This window comes from Sporosarcina luteola, assembly GCF_023715245.1.
Taxonomy (GTDB): Bacteria; Bacillota; Bacilli; order Bacillales_A; family Planococcaceae; genus Sporosarcina; species Sporosarcina luteola_C.
Genome location: NZ_JAMBNV010000001.1, coordinates 1,671,541 through 1,687,989 on the forward strand (window position 1 = coordinate 1,671,541; position 16,449 = coordinate 1,687,989).

Genomic DNA, 16,449 nt, shown 5'->3' on the forward strand with positions numbered 1-16,449 from the left:
ATCGTTTTGATTGAGTATTCGGAGTTATGTATAAGAAAAGCTGCCTTTATCGAGCACCCTCGATGAGACAGCTTTTATTCATTCCTTATTTCTTGACGAACGTTTGGAGCTCCACCGGAAAAATGCCGGCAATCAGTTCTTTCATTTCCTGTTCACTATTCTCCAACAGTATATGCACCGTTCCGGAATCTTCCGATGTCCGAATAAGGCGACCTGCACCTTGCCTTAAACGGAGAAGCATGAATGGCAGATCCACTTCTGCAAACGGGTTTTCAGCATGCTTCCTGCGTGCATCAAAGAGAGGATCGTGAGGAGGAAACGGCAGGTCGTAAATAATGACCCGGGTAAGGGCATCTTGCGGGATATCAAGACCTTCCCATAAATGATACGAACATAGTACGGAAATTTCCTTCTGCTGGAAGTCGCGGATAATGGATGATAATTCCCGTTCCCCTTCGAAAGCGATTCCGGTTCTTTGTTCTTCATTTAATTCTGCCTGAAATCTTTTCATCGATTGTTCCGATTTGAACAGCAACAATGTTTGCTGTCCATCCTTCAACAAGTCCATCACATATTCGGGCTTTTCCCCAATGTTGAGATCAGCTGCAATGACTTCCATCTTCTCTTCATAGTCGAAAGGAGACTCCACTGAAAATGAAAGGAAATCATCGATGCCAAGACTATCTAATATATACCTGAAATCCTGTCCGACTGAAAGCGTCGCGGATGAAAAGATAATTGGAATATTGGATGAAAACAGCTTTTCTTTTAATATATCTGTGACTAGTCGCGGCATGATGATGAGCGTCATCCCATTTTCATTCAGTTCTAACCAATCGACCGCATCATTTTCGGAGACGAATAATTCCATAGAGTAAATATATTGCTCCAAGTATTCCTCGACCATTTTCAAATCATACTCCGGAATGATATATAACTCACCTTCAAAGACGAACTCTTCGAGCAGTGCCGTTGAGATGGAGATCGCTTCCTTACCGGCCGAGTGAATTTCACCGGTTTTTCGGATCGCTTTCCGTTCATCCCCGTTCTCTTCCGTTGCGGACTGTAATAGACGGAAGAAATGTTCATGGACATCAATTAAACGTTCCATCAATTGGAGTGTCTCTTCCCGCACTCCGTCAACCATTACACGTTCCAACAGATTGAGTAACGTATGATTTTGAACCTCATACGTGAGTGCGCGTTGAGCGGAATATTCAAGTAGATGCCCTTCATCGAAAACAATCATCGATACATCAGGCAACAATGGCATTTGGCCTTGGCGCTTTCTCGATTCTTGTGTCCAAATATGCTCCATATAGAAGTCATGCGAACAAATGATCAAGTCCGCCGCTTCACGATAATGATTCCGGTGGATTGTCTGTCCGCAGCGATTTCGGACATCACAGGCTGCACATTGTTGGATAGGATGAAAATTCATTGTTTTCCATTGCTCGTCATTCAAATGAGGATATTCAGATCGCTCCCCATAAGGAAAAATCGATTGCAAAGAAACATTGCCGTTTACGAAGTCCGGCAATCCGCTATACACATTCTCCGCAAATTCTTCCGTCGATGCGTCTACTGCTTCATCCAATCTCTTCAGACATAAATACTGATCTCTTGCTTTTGCAAGACGGACGTCAATATCGATTTTCAACGCATCGCTTATTTTGCGGATGTCTCCCTCTTCTTTCACAAGCTGATCAATCAATGTTTCATCCGCACAGGAAATCAGAGCGGGTTTGCCCGTATATCGCGCATAGGCGATAGCCGGCAATAAATAGGCGATTGTTTTCCCCGTTCCGACACCGGCTTCTGCCAGAAGGACTTTTTTCTCTTTCAGCGCTTGTTCAATTTGAAATGCCATATAGATTTGTTCATCTCTGCATTCGAATCCCTTTTCGGTCAAATCATCATACAATGTATCGCCAATCCAGTCATTCAAGGATTCATAGAATGATTTTTCTTTTGTTAATGAAAATGGCATTTTTCTTTTCATTTGCGCTCCCCTTTCCTTTTCACACATGGAAACGGAAGAGGCATGACCTCTTCCGTTTTCTCTGCTTGCTTATTTTCGTTGGCCCCAGTATTGGTAAAAGTCTGTCCGGATGAATCCATTGAATAGCTTTCGTTTCTTCGTAGCTTTTTTTCCGTACATCGTTTCAAAGTTTTCCAATGAGGACAACATGTATACGGACCAAGAAGGATACCTATCCATTATATGACCGAGGATCTGGGCAAGTTCCTCAGCTTCCTCGATTTCACCTAATCGTTCTCCATAAGGAGGATTGCCGACAAGCACGCCATTCAACCCTTCAACGGTCAAATCCTTGACGTCACGCTGCTCAAAGCGGATTATGTCCATGAAGCCTGCTTCAACTGCATTTTGCTGTGCTACTTTGATCATTCGGGGATCTACGTCGAAACCTGTAATATCCAACGGCTGGTCATACTTCGCAATATCTTCCGCTTCTTCCCTGACACGGTCCCAAATTGCCTGATCCATCCACGGCCATTCCTCACTGCTGAAGTCACGGTTATATCCTGGTGCGATCTGCTGCCCGATCATTGCCGCTTCGATTGCAATCGTTCCAGATCCGCAAAACGGGTCAACGAACGGTCTGTCCGGATTCCAACGCGTCAATTTGACGAGGGCCGCCGCCATTGTCTCTTTAAGCGGAGCATCCCCCTGTCCGACACGATATCCGCGTTTATGCAAGCCGGCCCCGCTTGAGTCGATTGTCAATGTAACTTTATCTTTCAAAATGGATACTTCAAGTTTAAATAATGGACCTGTCTCGTCTAAAAAACCGACCCGATTATATGCAGTCTTCAAACGTTCAACAATAGCTTTTTTCACGATTGCCTGGCAGTCAGGTGTACTGTACAATGTCGATTTCACCGATTTTCCAGCGACAGGGAATTTTGCGTCTACAGGCAAATATTGTTCCCAAGGAAGGGATTTCGTCTGTTCAAAAAGGTCATCGAACGTCGTTGCAGTAAATTCACCGACGATGATGCGGACACGATCCGCGACACGAAGCCACATGTTTGTTTTGGCAATTGCTGTTTCATCGCCTTCGAAATAGATTTTGCCGTTCTCGGTTTGTGTGTGGAAGCCTAATTCCTTCACTTCATCTGCAACAATCGATTCAAGCCCCATGGCGGATGTAGCGACCAATTTATAGTTTGTCATGCATTTTCAACTCCAATTCCAATTCTAGTCTTATCTATATGTAGTCTGCCTACTATTGTCATTTACATCAATTTTTATCCCCAATAACAAAGAAATGCTCTCCAATCGAAAAGGAGAGCATTGATTGTTATGTTGAACCATCGTAAATTCGATAAGCCATGTTTTGTTCCCGTGTACTCAAACGGCTTGCGCCTCGTACTTAGGGTGGTAATCATCTATCTACAGACTCATCTAAAGAAGTGTCTGTCCCTTCATCCGTTAAATTCCTTCAGAAGAGCGCCCCTACCATAATTTGGGTTTCTCGCTCGTGGGGTTTACCGCGTTCCATCCTACCCGTTTCCGAGTCGGCTACGTCACTGTGGCACTTTTCAGGAGACCTCATCCATATGTGCAAGCACACTTAGGACTTATCCCCGCCGTCAATGCGCATTGCGCAAAGCCCCGGCTTATCTTTTCGCCGAGCACGAACACTACGGTCATCTCAGAACCGTGCGAGCATGGACTTTCCTCTACAACTGATGTTGCAGCGATTACCTGAATTCACACTATGGTTACAATAGTATACTGCAATTTTCGACAAATATCAACGTTTTTCTTCTACGCCAATCACTTGCTTATTCGTGATCGTACAATTTGCTGCCGAATACGTGCTTCTCCAAATTTGAAATCCGTTTCAACAGATCGAAGTTCGTTGTATTAGCATTCGTTGCCGCTGGACGTTTGACTGCTGAAGCAAGTTCATCCTTCAGCTTTTCATTTTCCATACGTAATTCCGAAATTGTCTTTTTAAAAGCTTCATAATCCTGAATCACTGTGTCCAGGAATAAATCCACATCTTCTTGATTATATCCACGTAAACCTGTTTTAAATTCTTTTTCAAGTATTGATTTAGAATCAAGTTTTATTTCCATAAAATGACGCCCTTCCATCAATGTTTACATGTCGCAAGTATAGCATATTTTGTACAACTTTGTCTTTCTATTTCCGGTTGAGAGCAGTATTTTGTCGGTTACTGCGCTTCCCCGGGAAATAGCTTTCTTTTCAATCTTATTTCCCTGTGCCTTAATCCATTTCCCATCCTCACTTTAAACCGTTCCGTGACGTCCTGATCTTCATTCAAAGTATGGATTGCTTCCTTCGTATAATAAAGAGCCTTTTCCAGCTCCTTCATTTTATGTTCGAACAGCTTCGCTAATTCCTCAAAGGCAATGACTTTTTCCCTTCCTGCCAATCCGGAGGCGGCAGTTGCAAAGGATTCAATGGCCTGTGAATAGAGTCCTTCCTTTTTTAAGAGGAATCCAATATGAAAATGCGCCTTTGGTTCATCCGCCCCGTATTCTGCAATGACATCCATAAGGATATCTTTGCTTCGACTAAACGATTTAAGATCGGTATACCATTTACCGATATTCGTTTTTGCATTCGCGGATGAGTCCGCGTCGCCATGCAATAGGAGGTCGGTTGAACGGATATATAAGGTGACGAGGGAAAGGATATCCCATTCATTATGAAGAAGGACTTTCATAAGCAATTCGGCTCGGCCATTTTTCACTGCATCCTGGTAGATGATCGGCGCCATATGGCCGGGAATATCGCCTTCCCGGAAGAAGCCGAGCTGTTCTTCCTCAACTGAGGTCAATTTGAACGTGTCCATTTCATTTTTCCAGATCCTTTTCGATCCATGGAGCAAATCAATTTCGGTATGCTTAAGCAACTGTGGCAACACATTTCTATTCATTGTCCATCTCGTCTGCACTTGGGGCATATCGAAGCTTTTTCCGTTATACATGACGATTGACATAGGCGTTTTCCAAAGGTTAGAAGCATATAGGAATGCAGCTTCATGATCGGGGCCCGGCAGCACATATTGCGTCAATGTGAACGCTTCGTCTGTATATTCGATAAAGCCCATAAGGAAGATGAGCGTTCCGGCGCCTTTCAAACCAGTCGTCTCCGTATCAAAAAATACGAGCGGCTGTGCAAAGTCAGGTGCCAGAGGATGTATCTCCTCTGCTTCACGCCATCTTTCCACGGTGTTCAATAAACCTGAGAGTTCGTATTTTCCATGCTGATGATGCAGATCATAAACGACAGTTTTCTTGTACACGATGCCGAATTCGTTTTCTTCTTTTGTCAATCCTGCCGCGAGCCACCTCTTCTCATAAGGAGGCGGCGGAGGCGTTACACGTTTCTGTGTTTGGGGCTTTTCGTCAGTTTTAGGAGCTTTCTTTTTAAGAAGCTTCTTCATTTCCATCATTTTTGCTTCATATGACATTTGTCTTTCCTCCAACGAGGGCTTGCAGAAGAGCGATGACGTCCTGTTTCACCCGGATTCCCTCTTCTTGTGCACCGATACAGACAGGGCAACCATTGTCGCAATGACATCCTCGCACATGGTCCGTCGCCTTTTTCAGTAATTCATCCCAACGGCCAAAGATCTTTTCGCTTAACCCGATGCCTCCCGGATAACTATCGTAAATGAAAATTGTCGGTTTTCCGGTGTGAATCGCCTTCACTTGTGGGACGACATGGATGTCGGACCGATCACAACGTACGAATAACGGAATGAAAGATTGGATCGCGTATGCGGCACCTGTCAGTGCGTCTGTCAATTCGGATTCTTTCCAACCGTCCGGAGTGTCGAATGCATACCAAGTGGATGATGTATGCAGCTCCTCGGCAGGCAGCGAAATCGGACCGGAACCGATATTGTCGTGTGTGTCGAAGCGTATCTTTTTAAATATAGTAGGTATCGCCAAAACAGCAATATCTCCGTACGCCACTTCCGCTTCTCCCAGTTGCTCGCTTTCATCTTCATTGATCACTTTTAGTTCCACAGCTAAATTAGCATCCGTATAATAATCGACATCGACTTCTGTCACGTATGCCTTCTTTTCCTCCCAATCTAGCATTTCGACTTGGTATTGCTTTCCTTGATGCATATAGATCGCCTCTTCGTGCAACAAGGTCATTGCGCTGTAGCGGTCCATCTCTCCGATCACGACAGTCCCTTTAGGAATCGTTTTGTCGATGATGACAACATTTTCTTGGGAGGCGGAGCGTAGACTGACTTCACTTGCCGGGAACCGGTCTGTCATCCAATGCCATTTATCGGATGTTTTGACGAGCACCCCTTCGCTTTCCAGAAAGGCGAGAAGTTCCTGAACTTCGAATTCCCCGTATGTTTCCGTCATTGTAAACGGCAATTCAAATGATGCACATTTCAAATGATCCATGAGGATAAGCATATTATCGGGATGGATCCTCGCTTCTTCCGGCGTTTGGCCAAGCAAGTATTCAGGATGCTGAATGATGTATTGGTCAAGCGCCATCGATTGGGCAACATAGATGATCAACGCATCATCCTGCCTCCTCCCTGCTCTGCCGGCCTGTTGGTAGGCGCTCGCAATGTTTCCCGGGTAGCCGGTCATGATGCATGCTTGCAATTGCCCGATATCAATGCCGAGCTCGAGCGCATTCGTACTGACAACCGTCTTGATATCTCCGTCGCGCAGCCTTTTTTCAATTTTTCTGCGCTCAGATGGCAAATAGCCGCCACGATACCCCATGATTGTCTGATCAAACAGTTTTTTCTTCGTCAATTCCTTCATATACGTTACAAGCATTTCAACGCGCACCCGGCTCTTTGCGAAGATGATCGTCTGGACACCTTCCCTGTACAAAAACGATGCAATATCGCGAACTTCTAGGATGGCACTTCGCCGGATGCCGAATGTTTTATGGACGATCGGAGGGTTGTAGAAGATGAAATGCTTAACGCCTGAAGGGGCTCCGTTTTTGGATATGAGACGCATCGGCGTATTGGTCAATGCCTCGGCAAGCTCTTTCGGATTGGCAATTGTCGCTGATGTACAGATGAACGTCGGGTTGCATCCGTAATAATTGCAAATGCGTTTCAATCTTCTCAATACATGTGCGACATGGCTCCCGAATACCCCTTTATACGTATGCAATTCGTCTATGATGATATACTTCAGATTTTCGAAAAGGGATACCCACTTTGTATGGTGTGGCAAAATGCCAGAGTGCAGCATATCGGGGTTCGTCAAAACGATATGGCCCGACTTACGAACTTTAGTTCGCAATCCCGGCGCTGTATCCCCATCATACGTGTAACTGAGGATCGTCTCTCCGCTCGCCTCAATCAATTCATGCAAATCCGCTAACTGGTCTTGTGCAAGCGCCTTTGTCGGAAACAGATAAAGCGCACGGGACGAATCATCCTCCAAAATGCTTTGCAAGACTGGCAGATGATAGCATAGTGATTTCCCTGAAGCAGTCGGCGTCACAGCAGTTATCGAGTCGCCTGACGTCGCAATATCGAACGCTTCGCGTTGATGACTGTATAGACGCTCTATCCCTTTCTCGGCCAACGCTTTCACTATGGACGGATGAAGCTGTTTTGGAAATGCAGCGTATTCTGCAGGTTTTCCATCAATCTTTTCATAATGGCGAACATTGGACGATAATTCAGGGTCGGATAAGAAGTGTTCGACCGTTTCCCGGACGCTTGTCTTCTTCATCCTTGCTCTCTCCCTTTTTGTTGCAATTCATCTAAGACCGTTCTTAATGTGTACGTCGCTGAATTAATGGAAAGGACAAAACGTTTCTTTCCCGTCTTCGCATAAAAAGATTGAACGATGAATTGCTTCATTGATTCATTCAACGATTCAATTTGATGAAGATGAATGTATTTCGGTCTCTCTTCACGAATCAACGTTCTGATTTCTTCGGTCCATTCGTCCAACAATCTATGGTTTGTATCTGCATATGGTTTTACTTCTGTAAAAAAGTCAGGCTCCCGATCCAATTCCCGCATCGCTGGGAGTCTTTCCAAGCACTCTTCACAAACAGAAAGGAGCCGTTCCGTTTTCTCTAGTAAAGTTAACAAGTGAACCATCCTCTCCAAAGTCTTTCCTATAGTCTATCAAAAACTTCGTGGGGACACCAAACCTAAACGAACGTGTATTCTTCGAAACCTGCAGAACAATACTTTTGCGGAACTTTTAGAGCGATAATCCGTCCAATCATTATGGTATGATAGGAAATGCGAGGTGGTAGGAATGACAATTCGATATCCGAACGGGAAAAAATATATTCCGGTACAACGCTCTACCCGAGTGGATAATAAAAATCTATCGTTCAGCAACCGGGGGAAAACATTAGAGGACGAGTTGAACGAAACGAATGAATATTATTTAGCCAACAATAAAGCCGTCATCCATAAGAAGCCGGTCCCTATCCAAATTGTACACGTGAAATATCCTGCCAGAAGCGCGGCTGTCATTACCGAAGCATATTTCAGATCTCCATCCACTACAGACTTTAATGGAGTTTGGAACGGGAAATATATTGATTTTGAAGCGAAGGAGACAAAGAGTACGTCCTCTTTTCCATTGCAAAATATCCATGAGCATCAGGTCGAGCATATGAAAAGAGTGACCGAGCAAGCAGGTATCGCGTTTTTGTTAGTAAAATTCACTGTTCTCGACCGCTATTTTATCGTCCCGTACGAGTACTTCGAAAAAAAGTGGGAAAGAATGATAGCAGGAGGAAGGAAATCTATTACACTCTCCGAAATGGAAGAGATATCCATAGAAATACATGCAGGTTTCAACCCACGGCTAGACTATTTGTCTGCTATGGATTCACTTTTGCAGAAACCTGGAACAGAAACAATTGAAAGGCAGGAAAACTTATGAGTGATCAAACAAAATCTCGATCAGCCAGACGTCAGCAGATGGAAGCGGAAAAAAGGCGCGGGAAGAATAATAAGAAGAAAAATGGCAGCAATCTAGTAAAGAAAATCTTTCTCAGCATCATCGCACTTGGTGTAGCTGTTCTGATCGGTGGAGCTGGATTATTCGCATTTTACGCAAGCAGCTCACCGGATCTTGATGAAAATCTATTGAAAGATCCACTTACATCCGATATTGTCGATCGCAATGGAAATGTGTTTATGAAATTTGGTGCAGAAAAGCGGGAGTTCGTTCCATACAAGGATATACCGAAAGAGATGGAAGATGCCGTCCTTGCGACAGAGGACGTCCGATTCTACAAACACCATGGTATGGACTTCTGGAGACTGGGCGGTGCTGTTCTAGCTAACTTCCAAAGCGGCTTCGGATCGCAAGGAGCGTCTACGCTAACCCAGCAAGTCATTAAGAACTCCTTCCTCTCAGATGAAAAGACATTGAAGAGGAAAGCGCAGGAAGCGTGGCTCGCCTTCAAGCTTGAAAGGGAATATTCTAAAGAACAGATTTTTGAAATGTACTTCAATAAAATCCTCATGTCAGGCAACATTTACGGAATTGGGACGGCTGCAAAAGATTTTTACGGGAAAGATCTGAAAGAGCTTGAATTGCATGAAATGGCACTATTGGCGGGGATGCCTCAATCCCCTAACGGCTATAATCCGTTTAAGAATCCAGAGCGGGCAGAAAAACGCCGGAATACTGTCCTCGGCCTTATGTACAAACATGGTAAAATAACGAAGGACGAAATGGAGAAGGCGAAAGCCATCTCTGTAACGGAAACACTTCTTCCGGATGATCAACGTCAACAGAAAAAAGATTCTAAGTATCTTGCATATGTTGACATCGTCTTGGATGAATTGGAAGCAGCGGGCATGATGGATATCCTCGCAGAAGGGGTAACCATTCAAACGGCCCTTGACCCGGCAGCTCAACAATCTGTAGAAAAGGCAATCAATTCGCCGATCTATGAGTCGGATGAGATGCAAGCCGGGATGACCGTTCTGAATACGAAAACCGGCGAAATCGCCGCAATCGGCGGTGGGCGGAATTTCACCGGACGGAACTTAAACTTTGCTTCGGGTGACAACCCTAGGATGCCCGGTTCGGTTATTAAACCGATCCTTTCCTATGGTCCAGCAATTGAATACAAAAGCTGGTCAACTGCCCATATCGTTAAAGACGAACCATATAAATACAAAGGCACCGACATATCGATTCGAAATGTAGATGGGAAATACATGGGACCGATTACTGCGAGGGAAGCATTGTACCGTTCAAGAAATATTCCAGCCATCAAAGTGTTTGAGGAAGTCGGAACGAAACGAGCTCGTGAATTTGCAGGCAAGCTTGATCTGAAATACGATGATATGACTTCCACGCTTGCTATCGGCGGAGGAGAATATGAATTTTCGACAATTCAAATGGCAGGTGCTTATGCCCCGTTCGGCAACGGCGGAATTTATACAAAGCCCCACGCAGTCAAGGAAATCATTTTCCGTAATGGCTCCAAGCGTAACTTGGCACCGGACCCTGTCACTGTCATGAAAGATTCAACCGCCTATATGGTGACTGATATTTTACGGGATGTCATCACCTATGGAACCGGAAAGACGGCTAACGTCTCTGGATTGGATATGGCCGGTAAGACAGGGACGACGAACTATGATGCTGCAACGATGAAGAAATACGGAATGAAAAACACTGACGTACCAGATAGCTGGTTCACCGGTTATACTACGGAGTACACTATTTCCGTTTGGGGCGGTTACAAAAATCGTAATACACCCATTACAACGTACGATCGAGGCCGCTATGTGCCGCAAATCCTTTTCAGGAATGTAATGACTGATCTCGTGTCAGGAAAAACTACACCGAGGTTCAAGCAACCTAGTTCCGTTGAAGAGGCGGTCATCGTAAAAGGATCCAATCCGCCAATTCTTGCGAGCAATTCGACACCGGATGCTTTGAAGAGTACAGAGCTGTTCGTTAGAGGAACGGTGCCGACTGAAATGGATGAAGAGGTAATTACTGAACTGGAAGCGCCAAGCGGCTTGTCTGCGCAATATGTTGCAGAGTCGAACTCTGTCTCATTAAATTGGTCGTACGACAATCCAGATGCACTTATGCTTCCGGAACCAGTACAATTCAGCGTCTCCGTTTCAGTGGATGGCAGTGAGCCACAGCACATGACGACGACTTCGGTAAATGACGTAACGTTCTCCGGAGTTGAACTGGGCCGCACATACACCTTCTACGTTAAGGCGATTTCAGGGGAAATTGAAAGCAGTCCAGTTTCCACTTCCCTTCTAATAGAGGGGCAGAATGACGAGGACCCTTCGATAGATGACGGAGAAGATGATGAAACCAACAGCGAAAACAATGGCCAAAATAATAACGGCAATAACGGCAACAATGGAAGTGGTAACAATGGAAATAACAGTAATAACAACGGCAACAATGGCAACGGCAACAATGAAAACGATGGAGACGCTGACAATACGACCGACGGTTCCGGCTCATCGGGTGATGCGACAACCGATCCAGGAACGGGCGGAAATGATGGCTCCGGCGACGGAACCGATGATGGCAGTGGAGGATAACTAAAAAAAGCCTGAAGTGATGGAAATCATCACTTCAGGCTTTTTTATTTTATCATTGCCAATCGGCTAACCGCTTTTTTCATCGCCTCGGAATATAGTGCATCCAACTGCACGTATGCAAAATGCCCCGCTCTTTTCGTACGGATGTATTGCAATCGTTCTATTCCATTCAACGGTTCAATCAGTGACACATCAATTGAAGAAGATTCGGTGTTCATAAACAACCCTAGCATTTCCATATAATTTCCGATTGCTATATCAATCAAGTTGGCAGCTTCGGGACTCTTTTGCTTATAAGCTTCCTCGATTCTTTCTTTCATGTCCAGCCAATTGTTCCAACAGGAATATAGCAGTGCCTTCCTGTCCATTCCAGGCTTATGCAATGCCTCTCATCCGTTTCTTCCCTTCCCTGCACAATGGAAGGAGCGGACATTCACCGCAAGCCGGATTTTGGGCTTTGCAGTGATATCGTCCAAAGAAGATGATCTGATGGTGTGTATCCGTCCATTTTTCCATAGGCGTCCATCGCATGATCTTTTCTTCCACCATGAGAGGTGAATCTTTCCAACGATTCATGCCAAGACGCTTGGCTACACGCTCAACATGTGTGTCAACTGCCAATGCCGGGATGCCGAACGCATTGGAAACAACGACATTCGCCGTTTTCCTGCCTACGCCAGGGAAAGTCGTAAGTACATCCCTATCGCCCGGTACCTCACCATTAAATTTCTCGATCAGAATGGCACTCAACGCTTGAATGTTTTTTGCTTTATTCCGATAGAGGCCGATCGAGCGGATATCATTTTGAAGCTCCTCTATTTCTACCGCCAAATAATCTTCAGGTTTCTTATATTTTTTGAATAAATCCGCAGTAACGCGGTTCACAAGAACATCCGTACATTGAGCGGAGAGCAATGTGGCGACGAGTAGCTCAAATGCATTTTCGTGTACCAGCTCACAATGAGCATCGGGAAACATTCTACTAAACTCTTCCAGGCAGATTTCCCATTGTTTCTTCGTCAACATATTCCATCACCTATTCCCGTTCTTCCAACCAATTATAAAAAGGAACCTTTTTTACGACGGTTTCCCGATTTTGAACTGGACGTATCATTGCCGTCCTGAATGATCTGGATTGTTTTTCCACGTCATTCAACGTTCTCACCCTTTTCTTCTTCCATTCGAACAGAATCCGGTCAATGTAGCGCAAGCTGAGTTTTTGGGCTAGAACAGCTTCTTTCAACGCCGCCTTTATTATCTGGACAGCATGACCATCTTCATCCAGCCACATTGTAATCGTTTCGCATTCCATTGGAGATAGAAGACGTCCGAACTCCTGCTCGAACAATGTGAAGATTTCTCCTTCATCCTCTTTATCCTTCTGTTCTTCTAGTACGGTCTTTTCTGTAAGCACAATGTTAACAAGCCTGTTCCATAAGGGTTGCATTGAAAACTGCTCGTATAACACTCCGTTTTCATCCTGCCCCTGCCGGATTTCCAACAATCCTCGTTGCATAAGGCGTTGGAGGATTTCGGACACCTGATTCTCTGTAAGATGCATGCGTCCTGCAAGATCGGTTGGCGTAGGGAATTGCGAACCATCCGCCTGAAACGCACACATATGCAAAAGAAGCATTGCATCGATATCCTTTATATCCAATGCTTTATAGTGCTGAAAAAAGAGCTGGGGAATAGTGACATTCCCCTGCTCAATCCAAATACGGAGCCGTTCTTCATCTTTCATGCCGAACACCTCACTATTAGTAAATCTGCGTCAATTAAGGGTAAAGACGATTCAACAGACGTGGGAACGGAATTGTTTCCCGAACGTGTTCAACACCTGAAATCCACGCAACTGTCCGTTCCAATCCAAGCCCGAAACCAGAATGTGGAACTGCGCCGTATTTGCTTAACTCCAAATACCATTCGTAGGCGGACTCATCCAAATTATGCTCCTGGATGCGTTGCTTCATCAATTCATAGTCATAAATACGCTCTGAACCGCCGATGATTTCCCCATATCCTTCCGGAGCGATCAAATCTGCGCATAAAACGACATCGTCGCGATCTGGGTGCGGTTGCATATAGAATGACTTAATATCTTTTGGATAATTTGTAATGAAGACAGGCATGTCAAAGCTTTCTGCAATCGCAGTCTCATGCGGCGCACCGAAGTCATCACCCCATTCGATGTCATCAAAGCCTTTTTCATGAAGGAACGTAATTGCATCGTCATAAGAGATCCTTGGGAACGGAGCCTGTACTTTTTCAAGTTTTGAAAGATCCCTTCCAAGCCGCTCAAGTTCCAATGGGCAGTTTTGCAATACGGACTGGACGATATGCGAAACATATTGCTCTTGGACTTCTAAGCTTTCCTCATGTTGCACGAATGCCATTTCAGGTTCAATCATCCAGAATTCAATCAAATGACGTCGTGTTTTCGATTTCTCTGCACGGAAAGTCGGTCCGAATGAAAACACTTTTCCGAGAGCCATCGCTGCAGCTTCTAGATAGAGCTGTCCTGATTGTGATAAATAAGCGTCTTCATCAAAGTATTTCGTATGGAAAAGTTCCGTAGTTCCTTCAGGCGAAGAACCCGTCAAAATAGGTGGATCCACTTTCACAAATCCATTCAAATGGAAAAACTCATATGTGGAGCGGATGATTTCATTCCGGATTTTCATGATGGCATGTTGTTTGCGAGAGCGCAGCCATAAATGACGATTATCCATCAAGAATTCAGTTCCGTGTTCTTTCGGAGTAATTGGATAATCAATTGCTTCATGAATGATTTCAATATCTTTCACTTGCAGTTCAACGCCGAATGAAGAACGTTCGTCCTCCGTCACTTCTGCTGTCACATAAAGCGAAGATTCCTGGTGGATGGATTTTGCTTTCGCAAAAATATCCTCCCCTACAACTTCTTTGACGACAACGCCTTGAACAAAACCTGATCCATCGCGAAGTTGCAGAAACGCGATTTTACCGCTCGATCTTTTATTTGCTAGCCATGCTCCGATCCGGACTGTTTCTCCTACGTGATCTGGCATTTCGTGAATCATGATTGTTTTCATAAGTACCTCCGTGAGTATGAACTTTTATTCTTTCCAGTTTGCTTCAACATATGAACGGATTCGTTTTACCGCTTCCTCCAGCAGATCAATAGATGTCGCATAGGACAAGCGGATCGTTTCAGGGGAACCGAAACCGGATCCGGGGATGACTGCCACTTTCGCTTCCGTCAGAAGCGCTGATGCAAACTCATCTACATTTGAGAAGCCTGTTTTTTTCATTGCTTCAGTAACTTCCGGCAACAAATAAAAAGCACCTTGAGGTTTGACGACTGTAAAGCCGGGAATAGCCGCCAACTGAGGGTAGATACGTTCCAACCTCGATTCAAAATCCTTCCGCATGCTTTCCACTGCTTCCTGAGGACCATTATACGCTTCAATCGCAGCGTATTGGGAAGTCGTTGTCGGATTGGATGTCGAATGGCTGGCCAAGTTCGTCATTGCACTCACCACTTCTGCATCTCCCGCAATATATCCAATTCTCCAACCTGTCATTGAATGGGATTTGGATACTCCGTTAATGATGAATGTCCGCGCTTTCGCATCATCTGATAGCTGAGCAATCGAAACATGCTTCTCATTTCCATAAATCAACTTTTCGTAGATTTCATCCGAAATGATCCATATATCCTTTTCTAGACAAACTTCTGCAATTTGGCGGAGTTCCTCTTGCGAATAGATCATACCAGTCGGATTTCCTGGAGAGTTGATAATGACAGCTTTCGTTTTAGATGTAATTGCATTGCTAATCTGTTCTGCCGTTACCTTGAACTGGGATTCCGATGTAGCTTCAACGAAAACTGGTACGCCTTCAGCGAGCTTCACTTGTTCGGGATAGCTGACCCAATAAGGTGTCGGGATGATTACTTCATCACCCGGATCTAATAGGACCTGGAACAATGTGTAAAGAACATGCTTCGCACCGATGCCGATCATAATTTCCTGTCTTGAGTAATCCAACTGCTGATCCGTCTTCAGTTTGGCGATGACGGCATCCTTCAGTGCAGGAAGGCCTCCGGAAGGCGTATATTTTGTCTTGCCTTCTTTCATGGATTGAAAAGCCGCTTCCAAAATGTTTTCGGGAGTATTATAATCCGGCTCCCCAGCCCCTAGTCCGATGATGTCGATGCCCGACTCCTTCATCTCTTTAGCTTTCGCCGTAATGGCAAGGGTTGTGGATGGTGATAACGTACTTACTCTCGCTGCTAACTTCTTTGTCAATTGAATCGCTCCCTTTTGTCCCTTCATCTTATCGAATGTAAACGGATCAATCTTATAGATTTAATATCCGTTTCCACCATTCTCCGTTCTCAAAAAAGACATATACATAATTCAATTTGCCATTTTCGCCTTTAAATGCGACTTCCCATACAGGATGGCCTTCCTCCAAGCCAAGTACTACGTGGAGGATCTTTTCCACTGGCAACTCCGCCTTCACCGTTTCAATTGCGGCTTGCGAATCGATACCATCTTTCAAAACTACTTCATCAAGGATTTCTCCTGTTTTCCCTTTAATGAAAACCGCTTTCTCATTGCCTTTGTCATCTTTGCCGAATACAGTCACCATCGAAACGGTGCCATTATAGATGGAAGTGCGTTCGACAGAATTCAAAGCTCCATACTTCAATGCATCTTCTTCCGCCTTTTCTTGGGCGTTTGAAAAAGGTGTATTGGCATTATAAAAAACAATGACAATAATGATAAGTGATAACGCCAAAAGGAAAGCTGCGATGAACTTGATCCAATTCATCATTAGTATCACTTCCTACTGCAAATTGGAAATCTTTTCGCATTTCGTCTTC

At 44.7% G+C, this 16,449-nt stretch carries 14 protein-coding genes and 1 other RNA gene; 2 read left to right on the top strand and 13 right to left on the bottom strand.

Annotated elements, in window-relative coordinates; all coding sequences use genetic code 11:
• Positions 1-85: 85 nt before the first annotated feature.
• The 7 genes from M3152_RS07955 to M3152_RS07985 form a co-directional block, all read right to left on the bottom strand.
• Positions 86-2,002 carry an ATP-dependent DNA helicase gene (locus M3152_RS07955; protein WP_251694618.1) on the bottom strand — a complete coding sequence of 639 codons (1,917 nt, stop codon included), beginning with the start codon at positions 2,000-2,002 and terminating at the stop codon, positions 86-88.
• A gap of 69 nt (positions 2,003-2,071) precedes the next feature.
• Positions 2,072-3,199, bottom strand: a complete 1,128-nt coding sequence (locus M3152_RS07960; protein ID WP_251694619.1) for a THUMP domain-containing class I SAM-dependent RNA methyltransferase — start codon at positions 3,197-3,199, stop codon at positions 2,072-2,074.
• Between the two features lie 147 nt (positions 3,200-3,346).
• Positions 3,347-3,741: RNase P RNA component class B (gene rnpB, locus M3152_RS07965), an RNA gene on the bottom strand.
• 72 nt (positions 3,742-3,813) lie between these two features.
• Positions 3,814-4,110, bottom strand: coding sequence for a cell division regulator GpsB (gene gpsB, locus M3152_RS07970; protein WP_251694620.1), 297 nt, complete (start codon positions 4,108-4,110; stop codon positions 3,814-3,816).
• Positions 4,111-4,208: 98 nt separating this feature from the next.
• Positions 4,209-5,474, bottom strand: coding sequence for a ribonuclease H-like domain-containing protein (locus tag M3152_RS07975; RefSeq protein ID WP_251694621.1), 1,266 nt, complete (start codon positions 5,472-5,474; stop codon positions 4,209-4,211).
• Entirely contained in the window at positions 5,464-7,743 is a 2,280-nt protein-coding gene (locus M3152_RS07980; RefSeq protein WP_251694622.1) for a DEAD/DEAH box helicase, read from the bottom strand. Before M3152_RS07980 ends, M3152_RS07975 begins: the two co-directional genes overlap by 11 nt.
• On the bottom strand, positions 7,740-8,120 hold the full coding sequence (locus M3152_RS07985; protein ID WP_251694623.1) for a YppE family protein: 381 nt from the start codon (positions 8,118-8,120) through the stop codon (positions 7,740-7,742). The genes M3152_RS07980 and M3152_RS07985 overlap by 4 nt, the downstream gene beginning before the upstream one ends.
• Positions 8,121-8,283: 163 nt before the next feature.
• Here M3152_RS07985 and recU point away from each other — a divergent pair, with 163 nt between their 5' ends.
• Positions 8,284-8,922, top strand: a complete 639-nt coding sequence (gene recU, locus M3152_RS07990; protein WP_251694624.1) for a Holliday junction resolvase RecU — start codon at positions 8,284-8,286, stop codon at positions 8,920-8,922.
• A complete protein-coding gene (locus tag M3152_RS07995; RefSeq protein WP_251694625.1) occupies positions 8,919-11,576 on the top strand; it encodes a PBP1A family penicillin-binding protein in 2,658 nt (885 codons plus the stop codon). The genes recU and M3152_RS07995 overlap by 4 nt, the downstream gene beginning before the upstream one ends.
• Positions 11,577-11,620: 44 nt before the next feature.
• On the opposite strand, the gene M3152_RS08000 is transcribed toward M3152_RS07995, so the two are convergent.
• The 6 genes from M3152_RS08000 to M3152_RS08025 are packed head-to-tail and all read right to left on the bottom strand — an operon-like array spanning position 11,621 to position 16,400.
• Positions 11,621-11,959, bottom strand: a complete 339-nt coding sequence (locus tag M3152_RS08000) for a YpoC family protein (RefSeq protein ID WP_251694626.1) — start codon at positions 11,957-11,959, stop codon at positions 11,621-11,623.
• On the bottom strand, positions 11,952-12,602 hold the full coding sequence (gene nth / locus M3152_RS08005) for an endonuclease III (RefSeq protein WP_251694627.1): 651 nt from the start codon (positions 12,600-12,602) through the stop codon (positions 11,952-11,954). Before nth ends, M3152_RS08000 begins: the two co-directional genes overlap by 8 nt.
• A 10-nt stretch (positions 12,603-12,612) precedes the next feature.
• Entirely contained in the window at positions 12,613-13,320 is a 708-nt protein-coding gene (locus M3152_RS08010) for a DnaD domain-containing protein (protein WP_251694628.1), read from the bottom strand.
• A 34-nt stretch (positions 13,321-13,354) separates the two neighbouring features.
• A complete protein-coding gene (gene asnS / locus M3152_RS08015; RefSeq protein ID WP_251694629.1) occupies positions 13,355-14,650 on the bottom strand; it encodes an asparagine--tRNA ligase in 1,296 nt (431 codons plus the stop codon).
• A gap of 24 nt (positions 14,651-14,674) precedes the next feature.
• Complete coding sequence (locus tag M3152_RS08020; RefSeq protein WP_251694630.1) at positions 14,675-15,895, bottom strand: pyridoxal phosphate-dependent aminotransferase; 1,221 nt, start codon at positions 15,893-15,895, stop codon at positions 14,675-14,677.
• A gap of 25 nt (positions 15,896-15,920) precedes the next feature.
• Positions 15,921-16,400, bottom strand: coding sequence for a DUF5590 domain-containing protein (locus tag M3152_RS08025; RefSeq protein ID WP_251694631.1), 480 nt, complete (start codon positions 16,398-16,400; stop codon positions 15,921-15,923).
• Positions 16,401-16,449: the final 49 nt, after the last annotated feature.

Bases quoted from the DNA above. Each gene is read 5' to 3' on its own strand.
- M3152_RS07955 (WP_251694618.1), bottom strand. From the start codon at position 2,002: ATGAAAAGAAAAATGCCATTTTCATTAACAAAAGAAAAATCATTCTAT.
- M3152_RS07960 (WP_251694619.1), bottom strand. From the start codon at position 3,199: ATGACAAACTATAAATTGGTCGCTACATCCGCCATGGGGCTTGAATCG.
- gpsB (WP_251694620.1), bottom strand. From the start codon at position 4,110: ATGGAAATAAAACTTGATTCTAAATCAATACTTGAAAAAGAATTTAAA.
- M3152_RS07975 (WP_251694621.1), bottom strand. From the start codon at position 5,474: ATGTCATATGAAGCAAAAATGATGGAAATGAAGAAGCTTCTTAAAAAG.
- M3152_RS07980 (WP_251694622.1), bottom strand. From the start codon at position 7,743: ATGAAGAAGACAAGCGTCCGGGAAACGGTCGAACACTTCTTATCCGAC.
- M3152_RS07985 (WP_251694623.1), bottom strand. From the start codon at position 8,120: ATGGTTCACTTGTTAACTTTACTAGAGAAAACGGAACGGCTCCTTTCT.
- recU (WP_251694624.1), top strand. From the start codon at position 8,284: ATGACAATTCGATATCCGAACGGGAAAAAATATATTCCGGTACAACGC.
- M3152_RS07995 (WP_251694625.1), top strand. From the start codon at position 8,919: ATGAGTGATCAAACAAAATCTCGATCAGCCAGACGTCAGCAGATGGAA.
- nth (WP_251694627.1), bottom strand. From the start codon at position 12,602: ATGTTGACGAAGAAACAATGGGAAATCTGCCTGGAAGAGTTTAGTAGA.
- M3152_RS08010 (WP_251694628.1), bottom strand. From the start codon at position 13,320: ATGAAAGATGAAGAACGGCTCCGTATTTGGATTGAGCAGGGGAATGTC.
- asnS (WP_251694629.1), bottom strand. From the start codon at position 14,650: ATGAAAACAATCATGATTCACGAAATGCCAGATCACGTAGGAGAAACA.
- M3152_RS08020 (WP_251694630.1), bottom strand. From the start codon at position 15,895: ATGAAGGGACAAAAGGGAGCGATTCAATTGACAAAGAAGTTAGCAGCG.
- M3152_RS08025 (WP_251694631.1), bottom strand. From the start codon at position 16,400: ATGATGAATTGGATCAAGTTCATCGCAGCTTTCCTTTTGGCGTTATCA.